Origin of the sequence: Thermomonas mangrovi, assembly GCF_028201335.1 — a bacterium.
GTDB classification, from domain to species: Bacteria; Pseudomonadota; Gammaproteobacteria; order Xanthomonadales; family Xanthomonadaceae; genus Thermomonas; species Thermomonas mangrovi.
On sequence record NZ_JAPEVV010000003.1, the window covers coordinates 272855 to 293736 of the forward strand.

Below are 20882 nucleotides of genomic sequence, written 5' to 3' on the forward strand. Positions count from 1 at the left end.
GGCGGGCGGTTCAGGCCTGGTCGGGCAGGAACACGTCCTCGATGCGGGTCCCGAACAGGCGGGCGATGCGGAAGGCCAGCGGCAGCGACGGATCGTACTTGCCGGTCTCCAGGGCGTTGATGGTCTGCCGCGAGACCTCCAGCCGCAGCGCCAGCTCGCCCTGCGACAGGCCCTCGCGTTCGCGCAGTTCGCGCAGGCGGTTGTTCACCGGGCCGGCCTCACAGGTAGCGCCGGGCCAGGACCATCTTGGCGATGCCGTAGGCGGCGCACAGCAGCGGGAACACCCAGATCATCGCCATCGCGGCATCCAGGTCGACCACCTTCGCCTTCTGCAGCAGGCCGCCGGCGAAATACAGCAGCGCCACCAGCAGGCTGGCGATGCCGATCGCCTCGGTTTCGATCCGCCGCTGCAGTTCGTCGATCTCGCGCAGGTAGCGCAGCCCGGCGCCCATCATCAGCGCGATCGGCAGCACCGGCAGCACCGCGACCACCGCCCGCAGCGGGACCGAAGCGATGCCCTGCTTGATCAGCCAGATGGAGGCGAACAACGCCAGCGAATAGGCGACCAGCGCCGGCCACAGCACGCGCAGGTAACGGCGGCCGGCCGGCTGTGCGTACATGTCATCGCAATGCTGGCGCCACCAGCGCGGGGTCAGCAGGAACAGCAGCGCGCCCAGCAGGTAGCCGGCGCCGATGCCGGTCCACATCCCGACCATGTTGTCCGGCCAGGCCAGCACGAAGCGGCCGAGCAGCGCCAGCGCGAAGGCGCCGACGGCGATCGCCACGAAGATCCACATGAAGCGGCGCAGGGTCATCTCAGCCGTCCTGCCGCGACTTGCCCAGGAACACCACGCCGAGGGCGATGAAGGCCGCACCGACGCCGATGAAGGCGGTCTGGCCGGCGGCCAGCGCCGCCACGAAGAAGGCCGTGCCGGCGCCGAGGTAGGCCAGGCCGGCGCCCTTCAGGTTCTTGGTCGTTTTCATCGCCCCACCGCATGTCAAGGTCGCTTGACAACAAGATACGGACATCACGAAACGCTTGTCAAGCGTCCTTGACAGAATGCCCGGAGACTTCGCTGCGGCTTGGACGCAGATGGCCAGGCGGGGCGGCCACCACGTCAGAATTCGTCGGTGCGCTGGAGCCGGAATTCCCAGCCTGCATCGCCTGCATGCAGGCGGTACCGGAGCTGGCGCGTCTTGCCACCTTCGACGCGGAAGCGACGCAGCAGCGAAGCATCGACCACCGCCATCTCCTCGGGTCCGACGAACCCGATGGCGGCGCCCGGTCCATCCTCGAGCGGGGGCAGGTAGATGTCGCGCAGCGATGTGCCGCGGTTGGCGCTGTAGGCCACCAGTGCGGCGCGACCGCTGCGGGGGGACGCGCCGACATGGATGTAGACCTCGGGCGCGCCGTCCGCATCGAGGTCGGCCACTTCGGCAGCAACGACCGGTCCAGGAATGTCGCGATCGACGGTGACGGCGTCGTCGGCCAGGCCTTCGGTGGAAATGCGCACGATGTTGCCGCCGGCACGGTTCGGGCTGTCCACCACGAAGCGGATGCCCTGTGATTCCAGCGTGCGGTGGAATGGCGTCGTCTTCTCCACGGGGACCGCGACCATGGCGGTGGGAGGCGAAGGCGGGTTCGGCGGCGATGCCTGCGACATCGTCGGCGCCACCTGCGCGCGTCCGCATGCGGCGCCGGCCACGGCTGTGCAGAGCACCAGCAGGAGGTTGCATGCGCGCGCAGCCATCGAGGCAGGATTGCGTGGGCGGAACAGGGGTGTCCATCGGCGGGACGCGGATGCGGGATCAGCGTTTCACTGACAGCGGGCGCGGACCCGTGGTTATGCTGGGATCCACACGGGGCAAGCACGAAGACTCAGCAGATGCGAGGCGCACACCATCGGCACGCCCTCCGCGCGCTCCTGCTCGCGGCCTGCCTGTGCGGCACGCTGCCCGGTGCGCGCGCAGCCACGCCATCGCCAGCGAAGGCCGGGTTGTCGCCGATCGAGCAACTGGGCGTGGATGTGTGGGACGGCCCCGACGGACCGGGTGCGGGCTGGGTGCGGGACATCGCCGAGGATCCACGGGGATTCATCTGGCTGGCCACGCCGAACGGGTTGGCGCGTTTCGATGGCCGCCGCTTCCGCCGCTTCACCGCGGTGGATACGCCGGGCCTGCCGCACAACGGCATCAGCGCGCTTGCAATGACCCGGGATGGGCGGCTGTGGCTGGGCCTGGACCATGGCGGAATCCGGGTCATGCGCGGCGGGATCATCGAACGCCCGCCCGCAGCGGCCGCATTCCCCGTCGACAACCACGCCGTGGACATGCTGGTGGATCGCCACGACGTGCTGTGGGCGGCGACCCCGCAGGGCTTGTGGCGCCTTGCGGGCGGCACCGCGCAACAGGTGCGTTCCGGCGATATCCGCGCACTGGCGCTGCAAGGCGACGTGCTCTGGGTGCGCACCCGCAACGACGGCCTGCTGCGGATCGACGGTGGCCGCATCTCCGCGCATCCGGATGCGCCCGGCTGCAAGGGGTCGTCGGTGGCGACCGGCGAAGCCGGCAGCCTCTACACCTCGTGCGCCGAAGGCATCTGGCGGTGGGACAGCGATGCGTCGCGCTGGGAACGGGTCAGCGATGCGGCCGGCGTGGGCCCGTTGCACGTGGACCGCAACGACGCGGTGTGGTTCGGGGCCCGCGAGGGCCTCACCCGCTGGCACCGCGGACGCACCGACGTCCGCCGCGGGGCGCTGATGCTGCCCGACTGGCGCATGCGCGCCTTCCATCGCGACAGCGCCGGCGACCTCTGGCTGGGCACGTTCTCCGGTGGACTGGTGCGGCTGCACGATGGCGTGGTGCGCAGCATCGGGGCGCCCGAGGGACTCGAGGTCGATGGTCCCACCGCGCTGTTGCTGGGGCCCGGCGGCGATCTGTTCGTGGGCGCGATGCCGGGCGGCTTGGCGCGCTGGGCCTGGAACCGGGGCGTCACCGGCCGCTGGACGCAGGACACCGGGTTGCCGGGTCGCGGGGCGTGGGCACTCGCCGCGGATCCCAGGCACCCGCAAGGCTTCTGGGTGGGCGGCGATGAGGGCCTGGCCTGGTGGCAGGACGGCGCCTTGCGCCGGCAAGGCCCCGCCGGCTTGGCCTATCGCGATCCGATCCGCTTCATGTATGTCGATCCGGCGCAACCGGACACCCTGTGGATCGGGCATCCGGAAGCCGGCGTGGTCGAGCTGCGGCCGCAGGGCGCGCGTGCGCACGATGGCCGCCACGGCCTGGATGTCGGCTTCGTGCATGCCTTCCTGCGCGACCGCCGCGGTCGCCTGCTGGTGGGCGGGGCCCGGGGTGTCTACGTCCTGGACAGCAGTGGCTGGCACCCGCTGCTGCCGGCGCGCCACGGGGTGGCTGCGGTGTCGGCGATCATCGAGGGCGAGGCGGGCGTGCTCTGGCTCGCCAGCGATACCGCCGGCCTGGTGCGGGTCGAGGGCGGCGACGTGCGCGCCTACGGTACCGCGCAGGGCTTGCCGTTCTGGCCGGTGCACAGCCTGCAACTGGACGACCATGGCCGGCTCTGGATGTCGGGCGACGACGGCCTGGTGAACTTCCTGCTGGCCGACCATGCGCGCTGGCGCAACGGCGAGATCGATGCCATCCCGATGGTGCAGCTGGGCCACCGCGATGGCCTGCGCGACGTCGAGATCAATGGCTGGGGCAGCCCGGATTCGTTGCGCCTGCCGCACGGCACCCTGGCCTATCCGGGGAGCGCGAGCATCGCGCTGGTGGATGTCAGCCACCGCGACACATCCCGCCTCGACCCCGGCGAGGTCTACGTGGATCGGCTGTGGGCCGACGCCAGGCAGTTGCCAGTGGGGCGCGCCGCCGTGCTGGTGCCGGAGGAGCGGGCGCTGCGGGTGGAGTTCTCCGCCATCGAGAAGCTGCGCCCGGAGTCGGTGACCTTCCGTTACCGGTTGGAAGGGCTGGATGCGGACTGGCTGCCGGCCGGCCGGTCCGGCGACGTGGTCTACCCGCACCTCGACCCCGGGACATTCCGGTTCCGCCTGCAGGCGCGGCTGCCCGGCCAGGACTGGGTGGAAGCACCCGGAGGCGTGCCGATCACGGTGGAGCCGTACTTCTGGGAGACCATGCTGTTCAAGGGCGCGCTCGCGGCGCTCGCCGGATTGGCGCTGTTCGCGTTGTGGCGGGTGCGCAGGCGCCAGGACAAGCGCGTGGCGCGCTCGCTGGCGAAGGCCCGGGCCTTCCTGCGCGACGTCATCGACACCAGCCCCAATCCGATCTTCGTGCGTCGCCGCGACGGCGACTACGCGGTGGTCAACCGGGCCGCGATGGAGATCCCCGGCCTCGATGCGGCTTTGCAGGATCCAGCGACCGCGTATGGCTCCGATTTAGGGCCGCTGCGGCGCCTGGAAGCGATGGACGAGGACGTGCTGCGGACCGGCGAGGAGCGCAGCATCCCGGAGCTGGCGATCACCGATGTCCACGGCCGCGCGCGCTGGTTCCGGGTGGTCAAGCGCCCGGGCATCGGGCCCGATGCCGATGCGGTCGACCACGTGATCGGCACCGCGGTGGACGTCACCAGCTTCAAGCTGGCGGAGCTCGAATTGCTGCGCAACCGCGAAGTGTTGCGGGAAAGCCGCGAGGAAGCGCGCGACCTGTCGCGGCGGTTGCTGCATGCGCAGGAGGACGAACGCCGTCGGCTCGCGGCCGAGATGCACGACGACCTGACCCAGCGACTGGCGGGCCTGGCGATGCTGGCCTGGAGCACCGCGGCGTCGACGCCAAAGTCGGGAACCGGCGAGAACCTGCAGGAACTCGCCGGCGAGCTGGAACGGCTCGCCAACGATGTGCAGGCGATGGCACGGGAGCTGCATCCGCCGGCGCTGGCAGGCCTGGGCCTGCTGGATGCGCTGGCCGCGGAATGCGCCAATTTCTCGCGGCGCACCGGCATGGCGGTCGCCTATCGCGCGGACCTGGCATCGGTGGACGTGGAGGAAGACGTCGGCATCGCCGTCTATCGCATCGTGCAGGAAGCGCTCCGGAATGCCCGGGTCCACGCCGGGCCATGCCGGGTGCAGGTCCGGGTCGCGGCCTGCGAGGGCGGGTTCCGGGTGGCCATCGAGGACGACGGGACCGGCTTCGATCCGGCGCAGCGGCGGCAGGCGGACAGCCTGGGCCTGTCCAGCATGCGCGAGCGTGCGCGGTTGGCAGGCCTTGGTCTGGAAATCGGGAGTGCACCTGGGCAGGGTACCCGGATCACCATCCGCTGCACGGAGCAGCGCGGTGCCGATCCATCTCCCGCGTGACATTCCTGGCGGCGCAACTTCAGTGCAGCCGCGCGTGGCGGGTGGTCAGTCGGCGCGTTCCAGCACCCAGCGCGTGGCCATGCTCGACAGTTCGGCGGCGCTGCCGAGGTCCAGCTTGCGCTTGATGCGCTCGCGGAAGGTCTGCACGGTCTTGACGCTGATCGCCAGCTCGGCCGCGATCTGCTGGGTGGTCAGGCCGTTGCCGATGCGGGTGAGCACTTCGATCTCGCGGTCGCTCAGGGCCTCCACGTGGACGCCGGCCTCGTCGTGGTGGTGGCCGTGCCGGCGCTCCAGCAGGGCTTGCGCCATCGCATCGCCCAGGTAGATCCGGCGCGCGCGCACGCGGCGGATCGCATTGACCACGGTGCGGCCGGCCTCGCTCTTCTGCACGTAGCCGCGCGCACCCGCTGCCAGGCTGCGCTGGGCCCAGGTCGGCGCCTCGTGCATGGAGACCACGATGGTCGGGATGCCATGGCGTCCTGCTTCCTTCACCAGCTCCAGCCCGCTCGCACCGCGCAGCGACAGGTCGACCAGGGCCACGTCCGGGCGCAGTTCGGCCATCGCCGCCAGCGCGCCGTCGAAGTCCTCGGCCTGGCCGCACACCGTCATGTCCGCTTCGGCGTCGATCAGCGCGGCCAGCCCGGTGCGCACGATCGGGTGGTCGTCCACGATCAGGACGCGCCATGCCGGCATGCTTGGATTCATGTCAGCCTCCCACTGCCTGCGACCGGGGCGAGCGCCGCGTGCCGCCATGATGCACAGGTCCCGCGCACCCTGCACGGCCTGCCGATGCCTTCGTGACGCGCCCCTCGTACGAGGGCATCGGCACGGCGGGGATCATGTGTTGGCCACCAGCCCCGCGCCCAGCAGGCCCATCCCGAGCAGCAGCCAGTCGTTGATCACGTGCGCGCCGGTCGAGACCCAGATGTTCTTGGTCAGGATCCACGGCAGGGTCAGCACCAACCGCGCCGAACCGATGATCACGATGCACTGGACGAAGTTCCAGTCATACGTCGGCAGGTGGATCAGGCCGAACACCAGCGACGAGACCAGCCATGCGCCTATGATCGCCGCCTTGCGGCCCATCCCGAGGTTGCGGGTGGACCATTGCAGCAGGGCCAGGAACGGCAGCAGGGTGATGACCTCTTCGCCAAGCAGCTGCGGGATCATCTTGGCGAAGAAGCCGGCCCGCTCGCCGGTGCCCATGCCCGCCAGGATCGCGTTGGCGGCGTTCGGGGCGACGTCGGTAATCGCCTTGACCGCGAAGCCGATGGCCATGCTGACGACGATGTTGAGCAACGCGAACCCGATCATCAGGCGCACTTCGCGGAAGCCCACCTTGCCGAAGATCGCCGTCCAGTGCTTCCCAGCCACGAAGGCGAGGGCGGCGAGGGGCAGGCCCGGGAACAGCAGGGCCGGAATCCATGGCCCGATGGCATCGCCGGGCCAGTCGATCGGCAAGGCCAGCAGCAGGAACGCGACCACCACTGCCACCAGTACGAGCAGCCACTGCGCGGTCGTGATCGTGGTCGGCGCGTCGTTGTAGTACGGGAAGTCCCGCCCCGCGTCTTCCAGCCGCTTGAACCGCTCGCCGCTGGTTGCTTGCGCTTGCATGGTGGATGTCATCGCGTGGGTGTCCCGTGCTCAGGTGAAGGGGTGGGTGGTTGCAACAACTGGCGGCAATCCCCGGCGCTGATCTGCGCCAGGTAGCGCTTGAAGCCTGCCGAATCCTGTTCGTAGCGGCCGCTGCCGAGGTAGACGGTGTTGGCCAGGCCCAGCTGCACCATGTCCTCGACCGAGAAGCCCCAGCCCTTGCGCCCGGTGAAGCCGAAGCGCTGTTCCAGTTCATCGCCCACGGCACACACCGCGAAGGCATCGTCCATGCCATGCCCGGCGTAGAAATCCGCTTCGTCCTGGCGGGTTTCGGCGATGCGCGCGACGAGATCGCGTACGAACGCATCCGCCTGGGGTTTCGGCGTGTTCGCTGGCACGAAACGGCGCAGCTCGTCGGCGAGCGGCACGCCGTGGCGCGCGGCCAGCACGTCGAACTGGCGCTCGTTGCCATGCCAGCCGACCCAGGCATCGGCGCGGATCACCCGCGCGCGGCCGGCCGGGAACAGGTAGTCGGCGCAGGACGAGAAGCAGATCGCGTCGACCTCGACCACCAGTCCCATGCGCTGGACCCAGCGACCGACATGGCGGCCTGCGATGGTGTCGCCGCCGCCTGAACTGACGACCAGCCGGGTGAGCTGGCCGGGTGCGATGCCGGCCACCGCGGCATCGAACACCTTCGTGCTCGCCGCCGACAGGTTGCCGCTGTAGTACAGAGTGTCGCCGCGGACCTCGACGCGCGCCGGTTCTGCCTTCGCGCGCGTGAGCCAGGCAGGCTCATCCTCCGCCGCAACGGCCCCGCCTGCGCAGGCCAGCAACGCGACCGCGATGGCCACCCGCACCCGCGTGGCGATCACCAGATCACCACCCGCTGTTCGGGCGCGCGCCACATGGCGTCGCCGGGGCGGGTACCGAACGCCTGGTGGAAGGCGTCCAGGTGCACCAGCGGTGCCACGGCGCGCACGAACGAGACCCCGTGGACATCCACGGACACCAGGAAGCGCAGGCGCTCCGGGCGCGCCTTGAACGCCCACATCTGGGTCCACGCCACGAAGCAGCGCTGGTCGGCGGTCAGGCCGTCGACCTTCGCCTTCGCCTCCGGATGGCTGGCCAGGTGGCGTTGCAGGGCCGCATGCGCGAGGGTGAGGCCGCCCAGGTCGGCGGTGTTCTCGGTGACGGTCTGCGCGCCGTTGTGCATCAGCCCGGGCAGGATCTCGAAGCGGTTGTACTGGTCGACCAGCACGTCGGTGCGCTGCTGGAACTGGCGGTCCGCCTCCGGCGTCCACCAGTTGCGCAGGTTGCCCTGCGGGTCGTACTGGCGCCCGAGGCTGTCGAAGCCATGGGTGAGTTCATGCCCGATCACCGCGCCGATCGCGCAGTAGTTGGCGGCGGCGTCCCCGCCCGGCCGGAAGAACGGCGGTTGCAGGATCGCGGCGGTGATGTCGATCGAATTGGTGGTGAAGTTGTAGGCGGAGTTCGCCGCGATCGGAGTGGTCTTGCCGGCCACCCCGAAGCGGTCGTCCAGCACCTTCTGGCCGATCCGCGACAGCTCGCGCTGGACCGCGAAGCGGTTGGCGCGCTGCACGTTGCCGAAATGGTCGTCCGCGCGGATGTCGAGCGGGGCGAAGTCGACCCACTCCTGCGGGTAGCCCACCTGGATGTCCATCCGCGCCAGCTTCGCCAGCGCCGCGGTGCGGGTGGCCTCGTCCAGCCACGCATTCGCGCGCAGGCGGGCCGCGAATTCGTCCTTGAAGTGGCCCACCATTTCGGCGATCTCGCGCCGGGTGGAATCCGGGAAATGCGCCTGCACGTAAAGCTGCGACAGCGGGTGGTAGAGCTGCATGCCGATCTGCTGGCTGAGCACGCGCTCCCGGTCCGGGGCCGCCGCCAGGCCCTTGCGCTGGCGCGAGAACTCCTGTTCCAGCCCGCGATACGGCTGGCCGAGTTCGGACGCGCGGCTGGCCACCAGGAACCAGCGCAGCAGCAGCCTGACGTCGGATGCGGGCAGCTCGGTGAGCAGGCGCTGCAACGCCTTCATCGCTCCGATGTCGAGTACCTGCACCCGTGCCGGCGCCGCCACGCCCTGCGCCGCCAGGAAAGCGCGCAGGTCCAGCGCCGGGATCAGGGCCTGCGCCTGCTCCAGCGACATCATGTTGTAGGTCTTGGCCGGATCGCGCATGTCCAGCACGGTCATCATCGCCGCGGCGTTGCGCGACTCCAGGGCCAGGATGCGGTCCGCGTTGGCGGCCGCCGTCGCCGCGGAGTCCCCGGTCGCCTGCAGCAGCGAGGCCACGTACGCGCGATAGGTGGCGCGCAGGCCCGCGTGTTCCGGCTTGGCGTACTCGTCCTGCTCCAGCAGTTGCGCCCCTGGTCCCAGCGCCAGCACGTAGATGCTGCTGTCCTTGGCATCCGGCATCGCCATCGCATTGAGCAGCGGCGAGGCGCTGTAGCCGTCCTGCAGCCTGCCGGCCAGGCGGCCGTAATCGGCAGGCGTGGCGCCGGCGGTGGCGATCGCCTGCAGGTCGCCCTGCAGCGGCTTCAGCCCCGCGGCATCGCGGCGCGCGTCGTCCATCGCCGCGCGGTAGTAGTCGCCCACCTGCTGGCGGGGGCTGCCCTTCGGGGCGTCGCCCGCCGTGGCGGCCTGCCGGACCAGTGCCATCAGCTTCTGGTCCAGCTGGTGGCCCAGCAGCGCGAACGACCCGATGTCCGGGTCGCTGGCCGGGATCTCGGTCTGTTGCACCCATTGGCCGGCGGCATAGCGGTAGAAGTCCTGGCGCGGATCCGCCGAGCGATCCATCTTCAACGGCGAATAGCCCAGCGGCAGCTTGACCTCAGTCCCCGCTGCGCCCTGCGCATGCACGGCAGCCAGGCCGCCAAGCGCGAGCAGGATGGCGGCGAACAGGGGCAGGGGCGGGTGGCGATGCATGGGGGTTGCGCGCGTCATGGAGGCATTTCCGATGGAATGACGAGGACGGAACATCGAACGCGATGCCGTGCTGCCGGACAACAGCACGGCATCGCCACGCGGGGCCTGGTGCGGCGTCCGCGATCAGGGCATGGCTTCGAAGATCGCGCGGCAACCGTCCTTGACGTAGACGCCATCGCCGGTCTCGCCCCAGGTCTCGTTCTTGGTGCAGTTGGCCTTGCTCAACTGCTGCTTCATGACGATGTCGCCGCCACCCGGGATCGCGCATTCGGTGTACTTGCCGCCAACCGACGTGCACGTGACCTGGGCAGGGCGATGGTCCACCCGGTCATACCCGCCGGTGCCGCCGTGGTACGAGATGTTGCGCGAGCGCTGGTCGACGCCGGCCTGGTAGCCGGACGAATAGGCATCCGAGCGGCCGGGGTTGTAGTAGGGCGCGTTGTGCAGGCCGTCGTTGTAGCCGAGGTCGTACTGGCCGCCGCTATCCGCCTTGTTGTCGTGCGCATTGTTCTTGTGCGCGATCGCGGCGGCGATGGCCGCGGCTCCGATGATCGCGGCGGCGGTGTTGCGCTCGCTGTTGCTGCCGGAGGAATGCTGGTTGCATTGCGCGCCGGTCGCTTCGGTGATCGAGCGGAACTTGCCGTCGAAGGTTTCCACGCGCACGCAATTCCTGCTGGAGGCGTTCCACCAGAACCCCGCCTTGCTGCCGCCGTAGGCCGGCGCGCCGGTGATGAAGGTGTAGCCGCGCGATTCGAGGTCGGATTCGCCACCGGCGGCGCGCGCGCCGACGAGGTCGCGCAGGCTGTTGCTGTTCTGGGCCGAGGTGGTGCCGACCGGGCCGATGGCCAGGCCGATGCCGACGGCGAGGCTGGCGATGCTGAGCAGGGTGCGGGATGTCATGTCGATGCTCCAGGGAATGCGCCATGCGGCGCGAAGGTGTGGTGGGTGGGAGCCTTGCGTGGCGATACCCGCCGGCTCCCTCCGGCGGGTTCGAATCGGGTGCGGGGCGGCGTGCCGGGTCCTGCTCAATCGCCCTGCACGAACACGTCGGGGATTTCGTAGCGCTCGGTGCCGAGCGTCGCGATGGTGGTGTCGCCCTCGCGGCTGGAGCTGATCGGCATCGCCGCGGTGCCGTCGGCCTGCGCCGTGGAGAACGACAGGAAGCTACCGTCCTTGTTGAAGAAGATCGTGCGCTTGACGCCGTCGGGCAACGTGACCTCGATGTAGGGGCCCGTCTCGGCATCGCGCACCACGCCGGCTTCGCACATCCCGGCCGCGGCGCCCTTGTAGCCGCTGCAACGGATCGGGCCGGTGGCGTTGTAGTCGGTGCCGGCGACCTTGGCATCGCCCTGGCCGTCGCCATCGCCGGGGATGGCGGCCGTGTTCGGCACCGACACCAGGGTGACGCCATCCACGGTCCCGACCACGGTGCCACCCAGCTTGGCCGCTTCGTCGGCGGACAGGCAGCCAGCGAGGGTCGCGCTGTCGTCCAGGTAGTTCACGGTCGCTTCGGTTTCGCCGATCCGGCGGCAGGCGTCGCCCGCGTTGGGGAAGCCATCGCCCATGACATTCAGGCTGGCGGGCCAGGTGGCTGGGGCAGCGGAGGCCACCGCCGAGTCTGCCGGCGCAGCGTCCTGCGATGTCGGCTCGGCAGCGGGCTTGCAACCCGACACGACTAGGACCACGGCGAACGAGATCAGGCTGATTCGGATACGAGGACACATGGCGTGGAGGCTCCTGTGGAGATGGGTGGGGGCGACGGGGGAATTGGGGTCGCGAAGGAACGGCCTTCGCCAGCAGGCAGGGCGCGCGCGGCCACCCGCCTCCGGCGATGACCGTTCATCACCAGGTCCTGGGTTGCCGGCTCGCGCACGTGCTCACCACAGCCGCACCCGGTCTTCCGGCTTCAGGTAGAGCTTGTCCCCGGGCTGCACGTTGAACGCCTGGTACCACGCGTCGACGTTGCGCACGGTGTTGGGACGGATCGCCGAGGGCGGATGCGGATCGGTCTTCAGCAGGCGGTCGACGGTGGCGTCGCGGCCCTTCCAGCGCCACGCCTGGCCGTAGGCCAGGAAGAAGCGCTGGTCGCCGGTGAAACCATCCAGCACCGGCGCTTCCTTGCCGCCCAGCGAGCGCTTATAAGCATCGTGCGCCACCACCAGCCCGGCCAGGTCGGCGATGCTTTCGCCCAGGGTCAGCGCACCGTTAACCCGCGTACCCGGGAGCGGCTCGTAAGCACCGACCTGGTCCTGCAGGCGCCTGGTGGCGGCGGTGAAGCGCTGCGCGTCCTGCGCGGTCCACCAGTCGCGCAGCAGGCCGTCGCCGTCGCTGTTGCGGCCCTTGTCGTCGAACAGGTGGGAGATCTCGTGGCCGATGATCGCGCCCATCGCGCCATAGTTCACCGCGTCGTCGGCGGCGGGATCGAAGGCCGGCGGTTGCACGATCGCGGCCAGGAACACGATCTCGTTCCAGATCGTGTTGGCGTAGGCATTGACCAGGAACACCGGCTGCAGGAACTGCCGGCGATCGGGATACACCTGCAGCTGCTTCATTTGCACCTTGTGCCGGAACGCGGCGGCCCGCCGCGCATTGCCGAGGGCGTCGCCGCGCACCACCTCGAGCCCGTCCGCGGTGTTCCAGACATCCGGATAGATCGCCTTCAGGCTGACCTTGGCGAGCTTCTCGCGCGCGCCGGCGCGGGTCTCCGGCGCCATCCACTCGAGGTTGGCGAGGCGCGCGTCGAACGCGGCGACCAGGTTGTCGATCATCGCCTTCGCCTTCGGGCGCGCGTCGGCGGCGACGTAGCGTTCGACGTACAGCTTGCTCAGCGGATCGGACAGCGGCAGGCCCTGGCCGCCGATGTCGAAGATGGCGTCATGCCAGCGCGGGCTGGGGACCTGCTGGCCGGCGAGCTGCTTGCCGTAGAACGCGAACACCTCGTCGCGGGCCGGCTTCGGCAGGTACTTCGCCACCGCGACGAGCGTGGTGTAGCGCAGGTAGTCCTTCCAGGCCTCCAGCGAATGGGTGGTGACCAGCGTGGCCATGTCCTTCAGCGAGGCCGGGGTGGGCACGATGACCTTGTCGGGCGCGCCCGCGCCGGTCGCCGCGAGGTACTTCGGCCAGTCGATGCCGGGGGCCATCTTCGCCAGCTCGGCGACCGTGACCACGTTGTTCTTCTTGGTGTCGTCGCGCAGCTCCGCGGCCGGGAGCGTGAGCCGGGCGATCCGCGTCTCCAGGTCCTGGATGCGGCTGGCGCGGGCCTCGGCATCATCGAAGCCGCCGATCGTGAGCATCCGCGCGATGTGCGCCTGCTGGGCCTGGCGCAGCGGGGCGTAGGCGGGCTCCAGGTAGAACTCGCGGGCGCCCAGCACCACCGCGCTGGTCTCGATCGAAGGGCGCATCTTGCCGACCATGTTGCGGTCCGCGTCCACGGCGACCGTGATCGCGCGCAGGCCGATCGCGCCATGGGTTCGTGCGAACAGGTCGATCAGCTGCTGATGCGTGGACACCGCATCGATCGCGTCCAGCTCGGGCTTGATCGGCGCGAACCCGGCCTTGTCGAGCGCGGCTTCGTCCATGTAGGTGGCGTACCAGTCGCCGATCTTCTTGACCTCGCTGCCGGCGGCGGCGCTGGTGTCGGCCGCGGCGGCCTCCAGCAGCGCGTGGGTCTGCTGCAAGGCCTTGTCCTGCAGGGAGGCCAACCCGCCTACCTCCACCTTGTCGTCGGGGATTTCGGTGCGCTGGTTCCACTTGCCGTTGACGTAGGCATAGAAGTCGTCGCCCGGCTTGATGGCGGTGTCCATGTTCGCCAGGTCGACGCCCCAGGCGCCGTTTTCCGGCTTGGCTGGCGCCGGCTTGGCGGCGACGGGCGTTTCGGGCGCCGGCGCGGTGGCGGCGGGTTGCTGGCAGCCGGCGATCGCCAGCGTGAGGGCAAGTGCGAGGACCGAAATTTTCATGCGACTCCCGTGGGGCGACTGGCGCGATGCGTTGGGACGCGAGGGGCCGCGCGGCTCCGTGGACGGTCACTACCGTCCGCACCGTGCCTGGCCCGGGTGGGTTACTCGACGACGATGGCCCCGCTGGTGCCGGCGTCGCTGTTGCGCCACCTGTCCTGGCCCTCGAGGCGGCGGTCGCCCTGGATGGTGTAGGTGATGAAGCCGCTCTTGAACACGAGGGCACCGTCGCTGCGCTTGGCCGCGACCGACTTGCCGTTCACCCACACCCGCTCCTGCGGGTCGATGCGGATCGTCGACACGGTGCGACCATCCGTGGCCTTGGCGACCCACTGGCCGGCGTACGGCGACTTCGCCGCGGCCGCCGGCTTGGCGACCGGCGTGGGCGCCGTGCCGAAGCCCGCCTTGGCGTTCTCGGCCTTGGTCTTGTTGATGTCGCAGCCCTGCAGCTCGCTGGCCTGCGTGCAGCCGGAGCGCTCCAGCTTCTTGGCATAGGCGGGGTCGATCGCATGTGCCGCCAATGGCAGCAGCAGGCCGACGATGACGGCGCCGAAGGTGGCGTGGGTCCTTGCGTTCATGACGTGGAACTCCATTCGATGACGTGGGAAGCGAAGCGCATCTGGACCAGCGTCAGGGGCATGGCTTCGCGATTCCCAGCATCAAGCGCGTGCAACGGGCACGTCCATCGGCGCGAAGCCGATCCGGTGTCAGCAATTCGCTGACAGCAGCCACGCGCCGCCCACGCCACGGCGCGGCGTCATCGCGCTTCTTCGCGGGGAGGCGGCGTGGCCCTGTTGGCCCGCCGGCTTACTTGTTGCTGACGTACTTCTCGCGGCGGGTGAGGGCGGGCGCTTGCGCGGCATGCCGCGCGCCCGAACGAACGCCATGCGCGGAGCGCATGGCCGGGGATCCGCCGCCGGCCTACTTGTTGCTGACGTACTTCTCGCGGCGGATCTGCGGGATCGGCAGGCCGGCCGCCTTCAGCGCCTCGAAGCAGGCATCGACCATGTGCGGGTTGCCGCAGAGGTAGGCGATGTCGCCGGGGGGATCGGGGGCCAGTTCGGCCAGTGCGTTCTGCACGTAGCCGTGGCGCACGTCGGCATGCGCCTGCGGGCTGCCGTCCGCCGGCAGCGTGCGCGAGAAGCACGGGATGTAGCGAAAACCGGGATGGGCCTCGGCGAAGGCACGGAATTCATCCCCGTACAGCAGTTCCTCGGGGGTGCGCGCGCCCTGCAGCAGGACCACCTCCAGCTCCCGCGAGGCCATCAGCGCGGCGAGTTGGGGCAGCATCGCGCGATAAGGGGTGATGCCGGTGCCGGTGCCGATCAGCAGGTAGCGGCGGTTGGCATCGTTGGGCAACAGGCAGAAGCGCCCGAACGGCCCGCTGCCATCCACCGTGCCGCCCAGCGGCATACCTTCGAACAGCGCGGTCGCCGCGCCGCCGGGCACGTAGCTCACCGCGATCTCCACCGCGTCGCCGGCTTCGAGCGGGCGCTCGTGGCGGGTCGCCAGCGAGTAGCTGCGGCGCGCCTGGGTGCCGTCGGCCAGCGGGAAATGCACCTGCAGGAACTGGCCGGGGATGAAGTCCAGCGGCAGCCCGTCGTCGCGCACGAAGGACAGGTGGGCGACGGTCGGCGCCACCATCCGGCGGGCGACCAGCTTCAGCGGGAAATGGACGATGGCCAAGCGATGCTCTGTTCGGTGGGTGCAACGCCGCGGCGCGGGGCGGCGCGGGGCGGGCGCCTATACTACCCGCACCGATTCTTCCCCCCTTCCCCGGCATCGCCGCGACCGCGCGGCGGCGGAGCGTCCGATGGACCACACCCCCGCGCCGGCGCTGAGCATCAGCGACCTGCGCAAGACCTACGACAACGGCGTCGAAGCCCTCAAGGGCGTCAGCCTCGACGTCGCGCCCGGCGATTTCTACGCCCTGCTCGGCCCCAACGGCGCCGGCAAGAGCACCCTGATCGGCATCGTCAGTTCGCTGGTCAACAAGACCGCGGGCACGGTGCGCGTGTCCGGCATCGACCTCGACGCCGACCGCGACGCGGCGATGCGCCAGATCGGGCTGGTGCCGCAGGAACTGAACTTCAACATGTTCGAGAAGCCGCTGGACATCTGCGTGAACTACGCGGGGTTCTACGGCATCCCCCGGCGCGAGGCGCTGGCGCGCGCCGAAGCGGTGCTGAAGGACGCGCACCTCTGGGACAAGGCCGACAAGATGAGCCGCACGCTGTCGGGCGGCATGAAGCGCCGGCTGATGATCGCCCGCGCGATGATGACCGCGCCGCGCCTGCTGATCCTCGACGAGCCCACCGCCGGCGTGGACATCGAGATCCGCCGCGGGATGTGGAAGACGCTGAAGGAGATCAACGCCGCCGGCACCACGATCATCCTCACCACGCATTACCTGGAGGAAGCGGAAAGCCTGTGCCGCAACCTCGCCATCATCGACCGCGGCACCATCGTCGAGCAGGGGCCGATGAAGTCGCTGCTGGCCAAGCTCGACGTCGAGGGCTTCCTGTTCGACATCGACGGCGCGCTGCCGGCGGAGCTGCCGGCGATCGAGGGCGCGACCCTGCTCACCACCGACGACCACACCCTGGACCTCGACATGCCGCGCGCGATGGACCTCAACCGGGTGTTCGCCGCGCTCGACGCCGCCGGCATCCGGGTGCGCTCGATGCGCACCAAGACCAACCGCCTCGAGGAACTGTTCGTGCGCATGACCAGCAAGCCGGGGGCCGCAGCATGAGCGCCGCCACGCCGAACCCGAACCTGGTCGCGCTGGGCACCATCGTCCGTCGCGAAGTGAACCGGATCCTGCGCATCTGGGGCCAGACCCTGATGCCGCCGGCGATCACCATGACCCTGTACTTCCTGATCTTCGGCGGGCTGATCGGCTCGCGCGTGGGCACGATGGACGGGATCCGCTACATGGACTTCATCGTCCCCGGCCTGGTGATGATGAGCGTGATCCAGAACAGCTACGGCAACATCAGCAGCTCGTTCTTCGGCGCCAAGTTCGGGCGCCACATCGAGGAACTGCTGGTCAGCCCGATGCCGAACTGGGTGATCCTCGGCGGCTACGTCGCCGGCGCGGTGCTGCGCGGGCTGATGGTCGGCGCGATCGTGCTGTGCGTGGCGATGCTGTTCACCAAGGTGCGCATCCCGCATCCGCTGGTCACCATCGCCTCGGTGCTGCTGGGCGCGACGATCTTCTCGCTGGCCGGCTTCGTCAACGCGGTCTACGCCAAGAAGTTCGACGACATCGCCATCGTCCCGACCTTCATCCTCACCCCGCTCACCTACCTCGGCGGCGTGTTCTATTCGGTCAAGCTGCTGCCCGGTTGGGCCGAGGCCGCGACCCATCTCAACCCGATCTTCTACATGGTGAATGCATTCCGCTACGGCCTGCTCGGCGTCTCCGACGTGCCGCTGTGGCTGGCCTTCGCGCTGATGCTGGGCTTCGTGGCGGCGCTGGCCGCACTCGGCCTGTGGCTGCTCAAGCGCGGCGTGGGGATGCGCAGCTAGGCCGGCAACCGGAAGAACGCAGCGGCGGTGGCGGTGGTCGCCGCCGCCGTGGCCGCCACCGATTCGCTTCGGTCGCGGGCCAGTTCCTCCACGATGTGGGCGAGGTACATCGGCTCGTTGCGCCGGTGCGAGGGCTGCGGCTTCACGGTGCGCGGCAGCAGGTAGGGCGCGTCGGTCTCGATCATCAGGCGATTCGCCGGGATCGACTTCACCAGTTCGCGCAGGTGCAGGCCACGGCGTTCGTCGCACAGCCAGCCGGTGATGCCGATGTGCCAGTCGCGGTCCAGGTAGTCGAACAGCTCCTCGCGGCTGCCGGTGAAGCAATGCACCACCGCCGGGCCGAGCCGGCCGTCGAAGTCCTTCATCATCGCCATGAAGTCGGCATGCGCGTCGCGCTGGTGCAGGAACAGTGGCTTGCCGGTGTCCGCGGCGATCTGCAGCTGGCGCTCGAAGGCCTTGCGCTGCGCCGGCCGCGGCGAGAAGTCGCGGAAGTAGTCCAGCCCGCATTCGCCGACCGCCACCACCTCCGGGTGCGCGTGCAGGGCGCGCATCTCCGCATCGCATTCCTCGGTGTATTCGATGGCGTGGTGCGGATGCACGCCGGCGGTGGCGAACAGTTCGCCGGGCTGCGCGCGGGCGAGGGCCAGCGCCTTCGGTGAATGCTCGCGCGAGGCGCCGGTCACGATCATCTTCGCCACCCCCGCATCGCGCGCGCGCTGCAGCACGGCGTCGCGGTCGTGGTCGAAGCTGTCGTGGGTGAGGTTGGCGCCGATGTCGATGAGCTGCATGGCGCGATTTTACGATGCCGCCACATCGCACGATGGAACGGGTGCCGGCCCGGAGGCATTCGCCGCTCAGGCTCCGCATCCGGCTGCGATTCGCGGGCGCGCGCCATCCGTGGCGCGCTCGAACGCGCTCCGGGCCGGCACCGATTCCATCGATGGGGCTTCCAGGCGCTCCTACAATGCCGCCATGCACTTCCCCATCGCCGATGTGCTGCCGGAGATCCATGCCTCGCTGTCGCGGCATCCGCGGCTGGTGCTGGAAGCGCCGCCCGGCGCGGGCAAGACCACGCAGGTGCCGCTGGCGCTGCTTGAAGCGGATTGGCTGGGCGGCAGGAAGGTCGTGATGCTGGAACCGCGCCGGGTCGCCGCGCGCGCCGCCGCCGGCTTCATGGCGAAGCAGCTGGGGGAAGCGGTGGGCGACACCGTCGGCTATCGCATCCGCTTCGAGAACAAGGTCGGCGCGAACACGCGCATCGAGGTGGTCACCGAAGGCATCCTCACCCGCATGCTGCAGGACGACCCGCTGCTGGAAGGCGTGGGTGCGCTGCTGTTCGACGAATTCCACGAACGCCACCTCGCCGGCGACCTCGGCCTGGCCTTTGCGCTGGACGTGCAGGCCGGGTTGCGCGAGGACCTGCGCATCGTGGTGATGTCGGCGACCCTGGACGGCGAACGGCTTGCGCGCGTCCTGGAGGCGCCACGCCTGTCCAGTGCCGGGCGCAGTTTCCCGGTCGAGGTTGCGCACTTTCCCGCGCGCCGCGACGAGGCACTGGAACCGCAGGTGCGGCGCGCGATCGAGCATGGATTGGCCACGCATCCTGGGGACCTGCTGGTGTTCCTGCCGGGCCAGCGGGAGATCGCGCGGGTCGAGGCCTTGCTGGCGCAGGCCGCCGTCGCCGCCGAGGTGCTGGTGCTGCACGGCGAGCTTTCCGTCGACCAGCAGTCGCGCGTGCTGCAGCCCGCGACCGACGGGCGACGCCGGGTCGTGCTGGCGACCAATGTGGCCGAGTCGTCGGTGACCCTGCCTGGCGTGCGGGTGGTGGTCGACAGCGGGCTGGCGCGCGAGCCGCGCTTCGATCCGAACAGCGGCTTCTCGCGGCTGGACGTGGTCGCGATTTCGCAGGCGAGCGCGGACCAGCGCGCCGGCCGCGCCGGGCGCGTCGCCGAAGGCTGGGCGTACCGACTGTGGCCACCGTCGCAACGCTTGGAGCCGCAGCGCCGGCCGGAGATCGCGCAGGTCGAGCTGGCCCCGCTGGCACTGGAACTGGCGGCCTGGGGCAGCGATACGCTGCGCTTCGTCGATCCGCCGCCGGCGGGCGCACTCGCCGCGGGTCGCGACCTGTTGCAGCGGCTGGACGCACTGGATGCGCGGGGTGCGATCACCGCGACTGGCCGGCGCATGCTCGCCCTCGGCACCCATCCGCGGCTGGCTGCGATGCTGCTGTCCGCCGAAGACCGCACCAGCACGGCGCTGGCCTGCGACCTGGCCGCCCTGGTCGAGGCGCGCGATCCGCTGCGCACGCGCTCGGACGCCTTGGCCGAGCGCTGGCAGGCCTTGGCCGCGTTCCGCGCCGGGCGCGTGCCGGGCGATGCCAGCCGTGCGGGGCTGGCCGCGATCGACGCAGCCTCGACGCAATGGCGACGCCGCCTGCGTTGTGACGCCAACCCGCCTGCGTCGGCGCCCGCGCATGCGCTCGGCGACCTGCTCGCGCACGCGTTTCCGGATCGCATCGGCAAGCAGCATCCGCAGGATCCGCGCCGCTACCTGCTGGCCAACGGGCGGATGGCGCGCCTGTTCGACGACAGCGCGCTGCATGGCGAGCCGTGGCTGGTCGCCAGCGAGCTGCGCTTCGAGGCGAGGGATGCGTTGCTGCTGCGCGGCGCGCCGTTGGACGAGGTCGCGTTGCGGCGCAGGTTCGCCGCGCATTTTTCCGAGGCCGATGAAGTCCGCTGGGATGCGGGACGCCGCGCGCTGGTCGGCGAGCGCATCGCGCGTTTCGATGGCATCGTGCTGGCGTCGAAATCCGCCGGGCGCGTCGATCCCGCGTTGGCTGCCCAGGCGCTCACCGAAGCGGTGCGCGCCGCCGGGCTGTCGGTGCTGCCCTGGTCCGAGGCACTGGTGCAGTGGCGCATCCGCGTGCAGTGCTTGCGCGCCTGGATACCCGAGCTCGGCCTGCCCGATCTCTCCGATGCGGCGCTGCTGGCGACGCTGGCGGCGTGGCTGCAACCGGCGTTCGCCGGCAAGACGCGGCTCGACGCACTGAGCGACGAGGCTTTGGCCGACGCGCTGAAGTCCGGCCTCGACTGGTCCCTGCGCCAGCGCATCGACCACCTGGCCCCGACCCGCATGGAAGTGCCGTCCGGCATGCAGCGCGCCATCATCTACCAGCTGGACGACACGGGTGCGCCGGCTCCGCCGGTGCTGGCGGTGAAGCTGCAGGAACTGTTCGGGCTGGCGGACACCCCGCGCATCGCCGAGGGCCGGATCCCGCTGACCCTGCACCTGCTGTCGCCCGCGGGTCGGCCGCTGCAGGTCACGCAGGATTTGCGCGGCTTCTGGGAGCGCACCTATCCGGACGTGAAGAAGGAAATGAAGGGGCGCTATCCCCGGCATCCCTGGCCGGAGGATCCGTGGAGCGCGACGGCGACGCATCGGGCGAAGCCGCGGGCGTGAGCCAGCCGGGCAACGCCGCCTGAACCGGCATGCGCACGCTCACGCATGGTGAACACCGCGCTGCGGAGACTG

The 20882-nt window shown here is 70.1% G+C and carries 18 protein-coding genes; 4 read left to right on the plus strand and 14 right to left on the minus strand.

Annotated elements, in window-relative coordinates; genetic code table 11:
• Nucleotides 1–10: 10 nt before the first annotated feature.
• The 4 genes from ON759_RS07800 to ON759_RS07815 all read right to left on the minus strand — a co-directional run bounded on the left by ON759_RS07800 (nt 11) and on the right by ON759_RS07815 (nt 1751).
• Nucleotides 11–208, minus strand: a complete 198-nt coding sequence (locus tag ON759_RS07800) for a helix-turn-helix domain-containing protein (RefSeq protein WP_271679802.1) — start codon at nt 206–208, stop codon at nt 11–13.
• 10 nt (nt 209–218) lie between these two features.
• A complete protein-coding gene (locus tag ON759_RS07805) occupies nt 219–815 on the minus strand; it encodes a hypothetical protein (RefSeq protein ID WP_271679803.1) in 597 nt (198 codons plus the stop codon).
• Nucleotide 816: 1 nt separating this feature from the next.
• Nucleotides 817–984: a hypothetical protein gene (locus ON759_RS07810; protein WP_271679804.1), complete on the minus strand. Its 168-nt coding sequence runs from the start codon at nt 982–984 to the stop codon at nt 817–819.
• 134 nt (nt 985–1118) lie between these two features.
• Nucleotides 1119–1751, minus strand: a complete 633-nt coding sequence (locus ON759_RS07815; RefSeq protein ID WP_271679805.1) for a hypothetical protein — start codon at nt 1749–1751, stop codon at nt 1119–1121.
• Nucleotides 1752–1886: 135 nt separating this feature from the next.
• On the opposite strand from ON759_RS07815, the gene ON759_RS07820 reads away from it, so the two are divergent.
• Nucleotides 1887–5327 (plus strand): two-component regulator propeller domain-containing protein, encoded by a 3441-nt coding sequence (locus ON759_RS07820; RefSeq protein WP_271679806.1) that lies wholly within the window; start codon nt 1887–1889, stop codon nt 5325–5327.
• 45 nt (nt 5328–5372) lie between these two features.
• Here the strand turns inward: ON759_RS07820 and ON759_RS07825 are convergent, their stop codons facing one another.
• The 9 genes from ON759_RS07825 to ON759_RS07865 all read right to left on the minus strand — a co-directional run bounded on the left by ON759_RS07825 (nt 5373) and on the right by ON759_RS07865 (nt 15503).
• On the minus strand, nt 5373–6032 hold the full coding sequence (locus ON759_RS07825; RefSeq protein ID WP_271679807.1) for a response regulator transcription factor: 660 nt from the start codon (nt 6030–6032) through the stop codon (nt 5373–5375).
• Nucleotides 6033–6164: 132 nt separating this feature from the next.
• A complete protein-coding gene (locus tag ON759_RS07830; RefSeq protein ID WP_271679808.1) occupies nt 6165–6953 on the minus strand; it encodes a CPBP family intramembrane glutamic endopeptidase in 789 nt (262 codons plus the stop codon).
• Complete coding sequence (locus ON759_RS07835) at nt 6950–7795, minus strand: hypothetical protein (protein WP_271679809.1); 846 nt, start codon at nt 7793–7795, stop codon at nt 6950–6952. Before ON759_RS07835 ends, ON759_RS07830 begins: the two co-directional genes overlap by 4 nt.
• On the minus strand, nt 7792–9882 hold the full coding sequence (locus ON759_RS07840) for a M13 family metallopeptidase (RefSeq protein WP_271679810.1): 2091 nt from the start codon (nt 9880–9882) through the stop codon (nt 7792–7794). The genes ON759_RS07835 and ON759_RS07840 overlap by 4 nt, the downstream gene beginning before the upstream one ends.
• A gap of 105 nt (nt 9883–9987) precedes the next feature.
• The gene (locus ON759_RS07845) at nt 9988–10764 is read right to left on the minus strand and encodes a DUF3011 domain-containing protein (RefSeq protein WP_271679811.1); all 777 of its coding nucleotides are present in this window, start codon (nt 10762–10764) and stop codon (nt 9988–9990) included.
• Nucleotides 10765–10889: 125 nt separating this feature from the next.
• On the minus strand, nt 10890–11588 hold the full coding sequence (locus tag ON759_RS07850; protein WP_271679812.1) for a hypothetical protein: 699 nt from the start codon (nt 11586–11588) through the stop codon (nt 10890–10892).
• Between the two features lie 153 nt (nt 11589–11741).
• Nucleotides 11742–13820 carry a M13 family metallopeptidase gene (locus tag ON759_RS07855; protein ID WP_271679813.1) on the minus strand — a complete coding sequence of 693 codons (2079 nt, stop codon included), beginning with the start codon at nt 13818–13820 and terminating at the stop codon, nt 11742–11744.
• Nucleotides 13821–13921: 101 nt separating this feature from the next.
• Entirely contained in the window at nt 13922–14395 is a 474-nt protein-coding gene (locus ON759_RS07860) for a hypothetical protein (RefSeq protein WP_271679814.1), read from the minus strand.
• A gap of 343 nt (nt 14396–14738) precedes the next feature.
• On the minus strand, nt 14739–15503 hold the full coding sequence (locus ON759_RS07865) for an FAD-binding oxidoreductase (protein WP_271679815.1): 765 nt from the start codon (nt 15501–15503) through the stop codon (nt 14739–14741).
• A 127-nt stretch (nt 15504–15630) separates the two neighbouring features.
• Between ON759_RS07865 and ON759_RS07870 the strand changes: the two genes are divergently transcribed.
• Both ON759_RS07870 and ON759_RS07875 read left to right on the plus strand, forming a co-directional pair.
• Entirely contained in the window at nt 15631–16572 is a 942-nt protein-coding gene (locus ON759_RS07870; RefSeq protein WP_271679816.1) for an ABC transporter ATP-binding protein, read from the plus strand.
• On the plus strand, nt 16569–17351 hold the full coding sequence (locus ON759_RS07875) for an ABC transporter permease (protein ID WP_271679817.1): 783 nt from the start codon (nt 16569–16571) through the stop codon (nt 17349–17351). Before ON759_RS07870 ends, ON759_RS07875 begins: the two co-directional genes overlap by 4 nt.
• Here ON759_RS07875 and ON759_RS07880 read toward each other — a convergent pair.
• Nucleotides 17348–18139, minus strand: coding sequence for a TatD family hydrolase (locus ON759_RS07880; protein WP_271679818.1), 792 nt, complete (start codon nt 18137–18139; stop codon nt 17348–17350). The two genes, ON759_RS07875 and ON759_RS07880, sit on opposite strands and share 4 nt — an antisense overlap.
• A 184-nt stretch (nt 18140–18323) precedes the next feature.
• Here ON759_RS07880 and hrpB point away from each other — a divergent pair, with 184 nt between their 5' ends.
• Nucleotides 18324–20810, plus strand: a complete 2487-nt coding sequence (gene hrpB / locus ON759_RS07885) for an ATP-dependent helicase HrpB (protein WP_271679819.1) — start codon at nt 18324–18326, stop codon at nt 20808–20810.
• Nucleotides 20811–20882 lie beyond the last annotated feature (72 nt).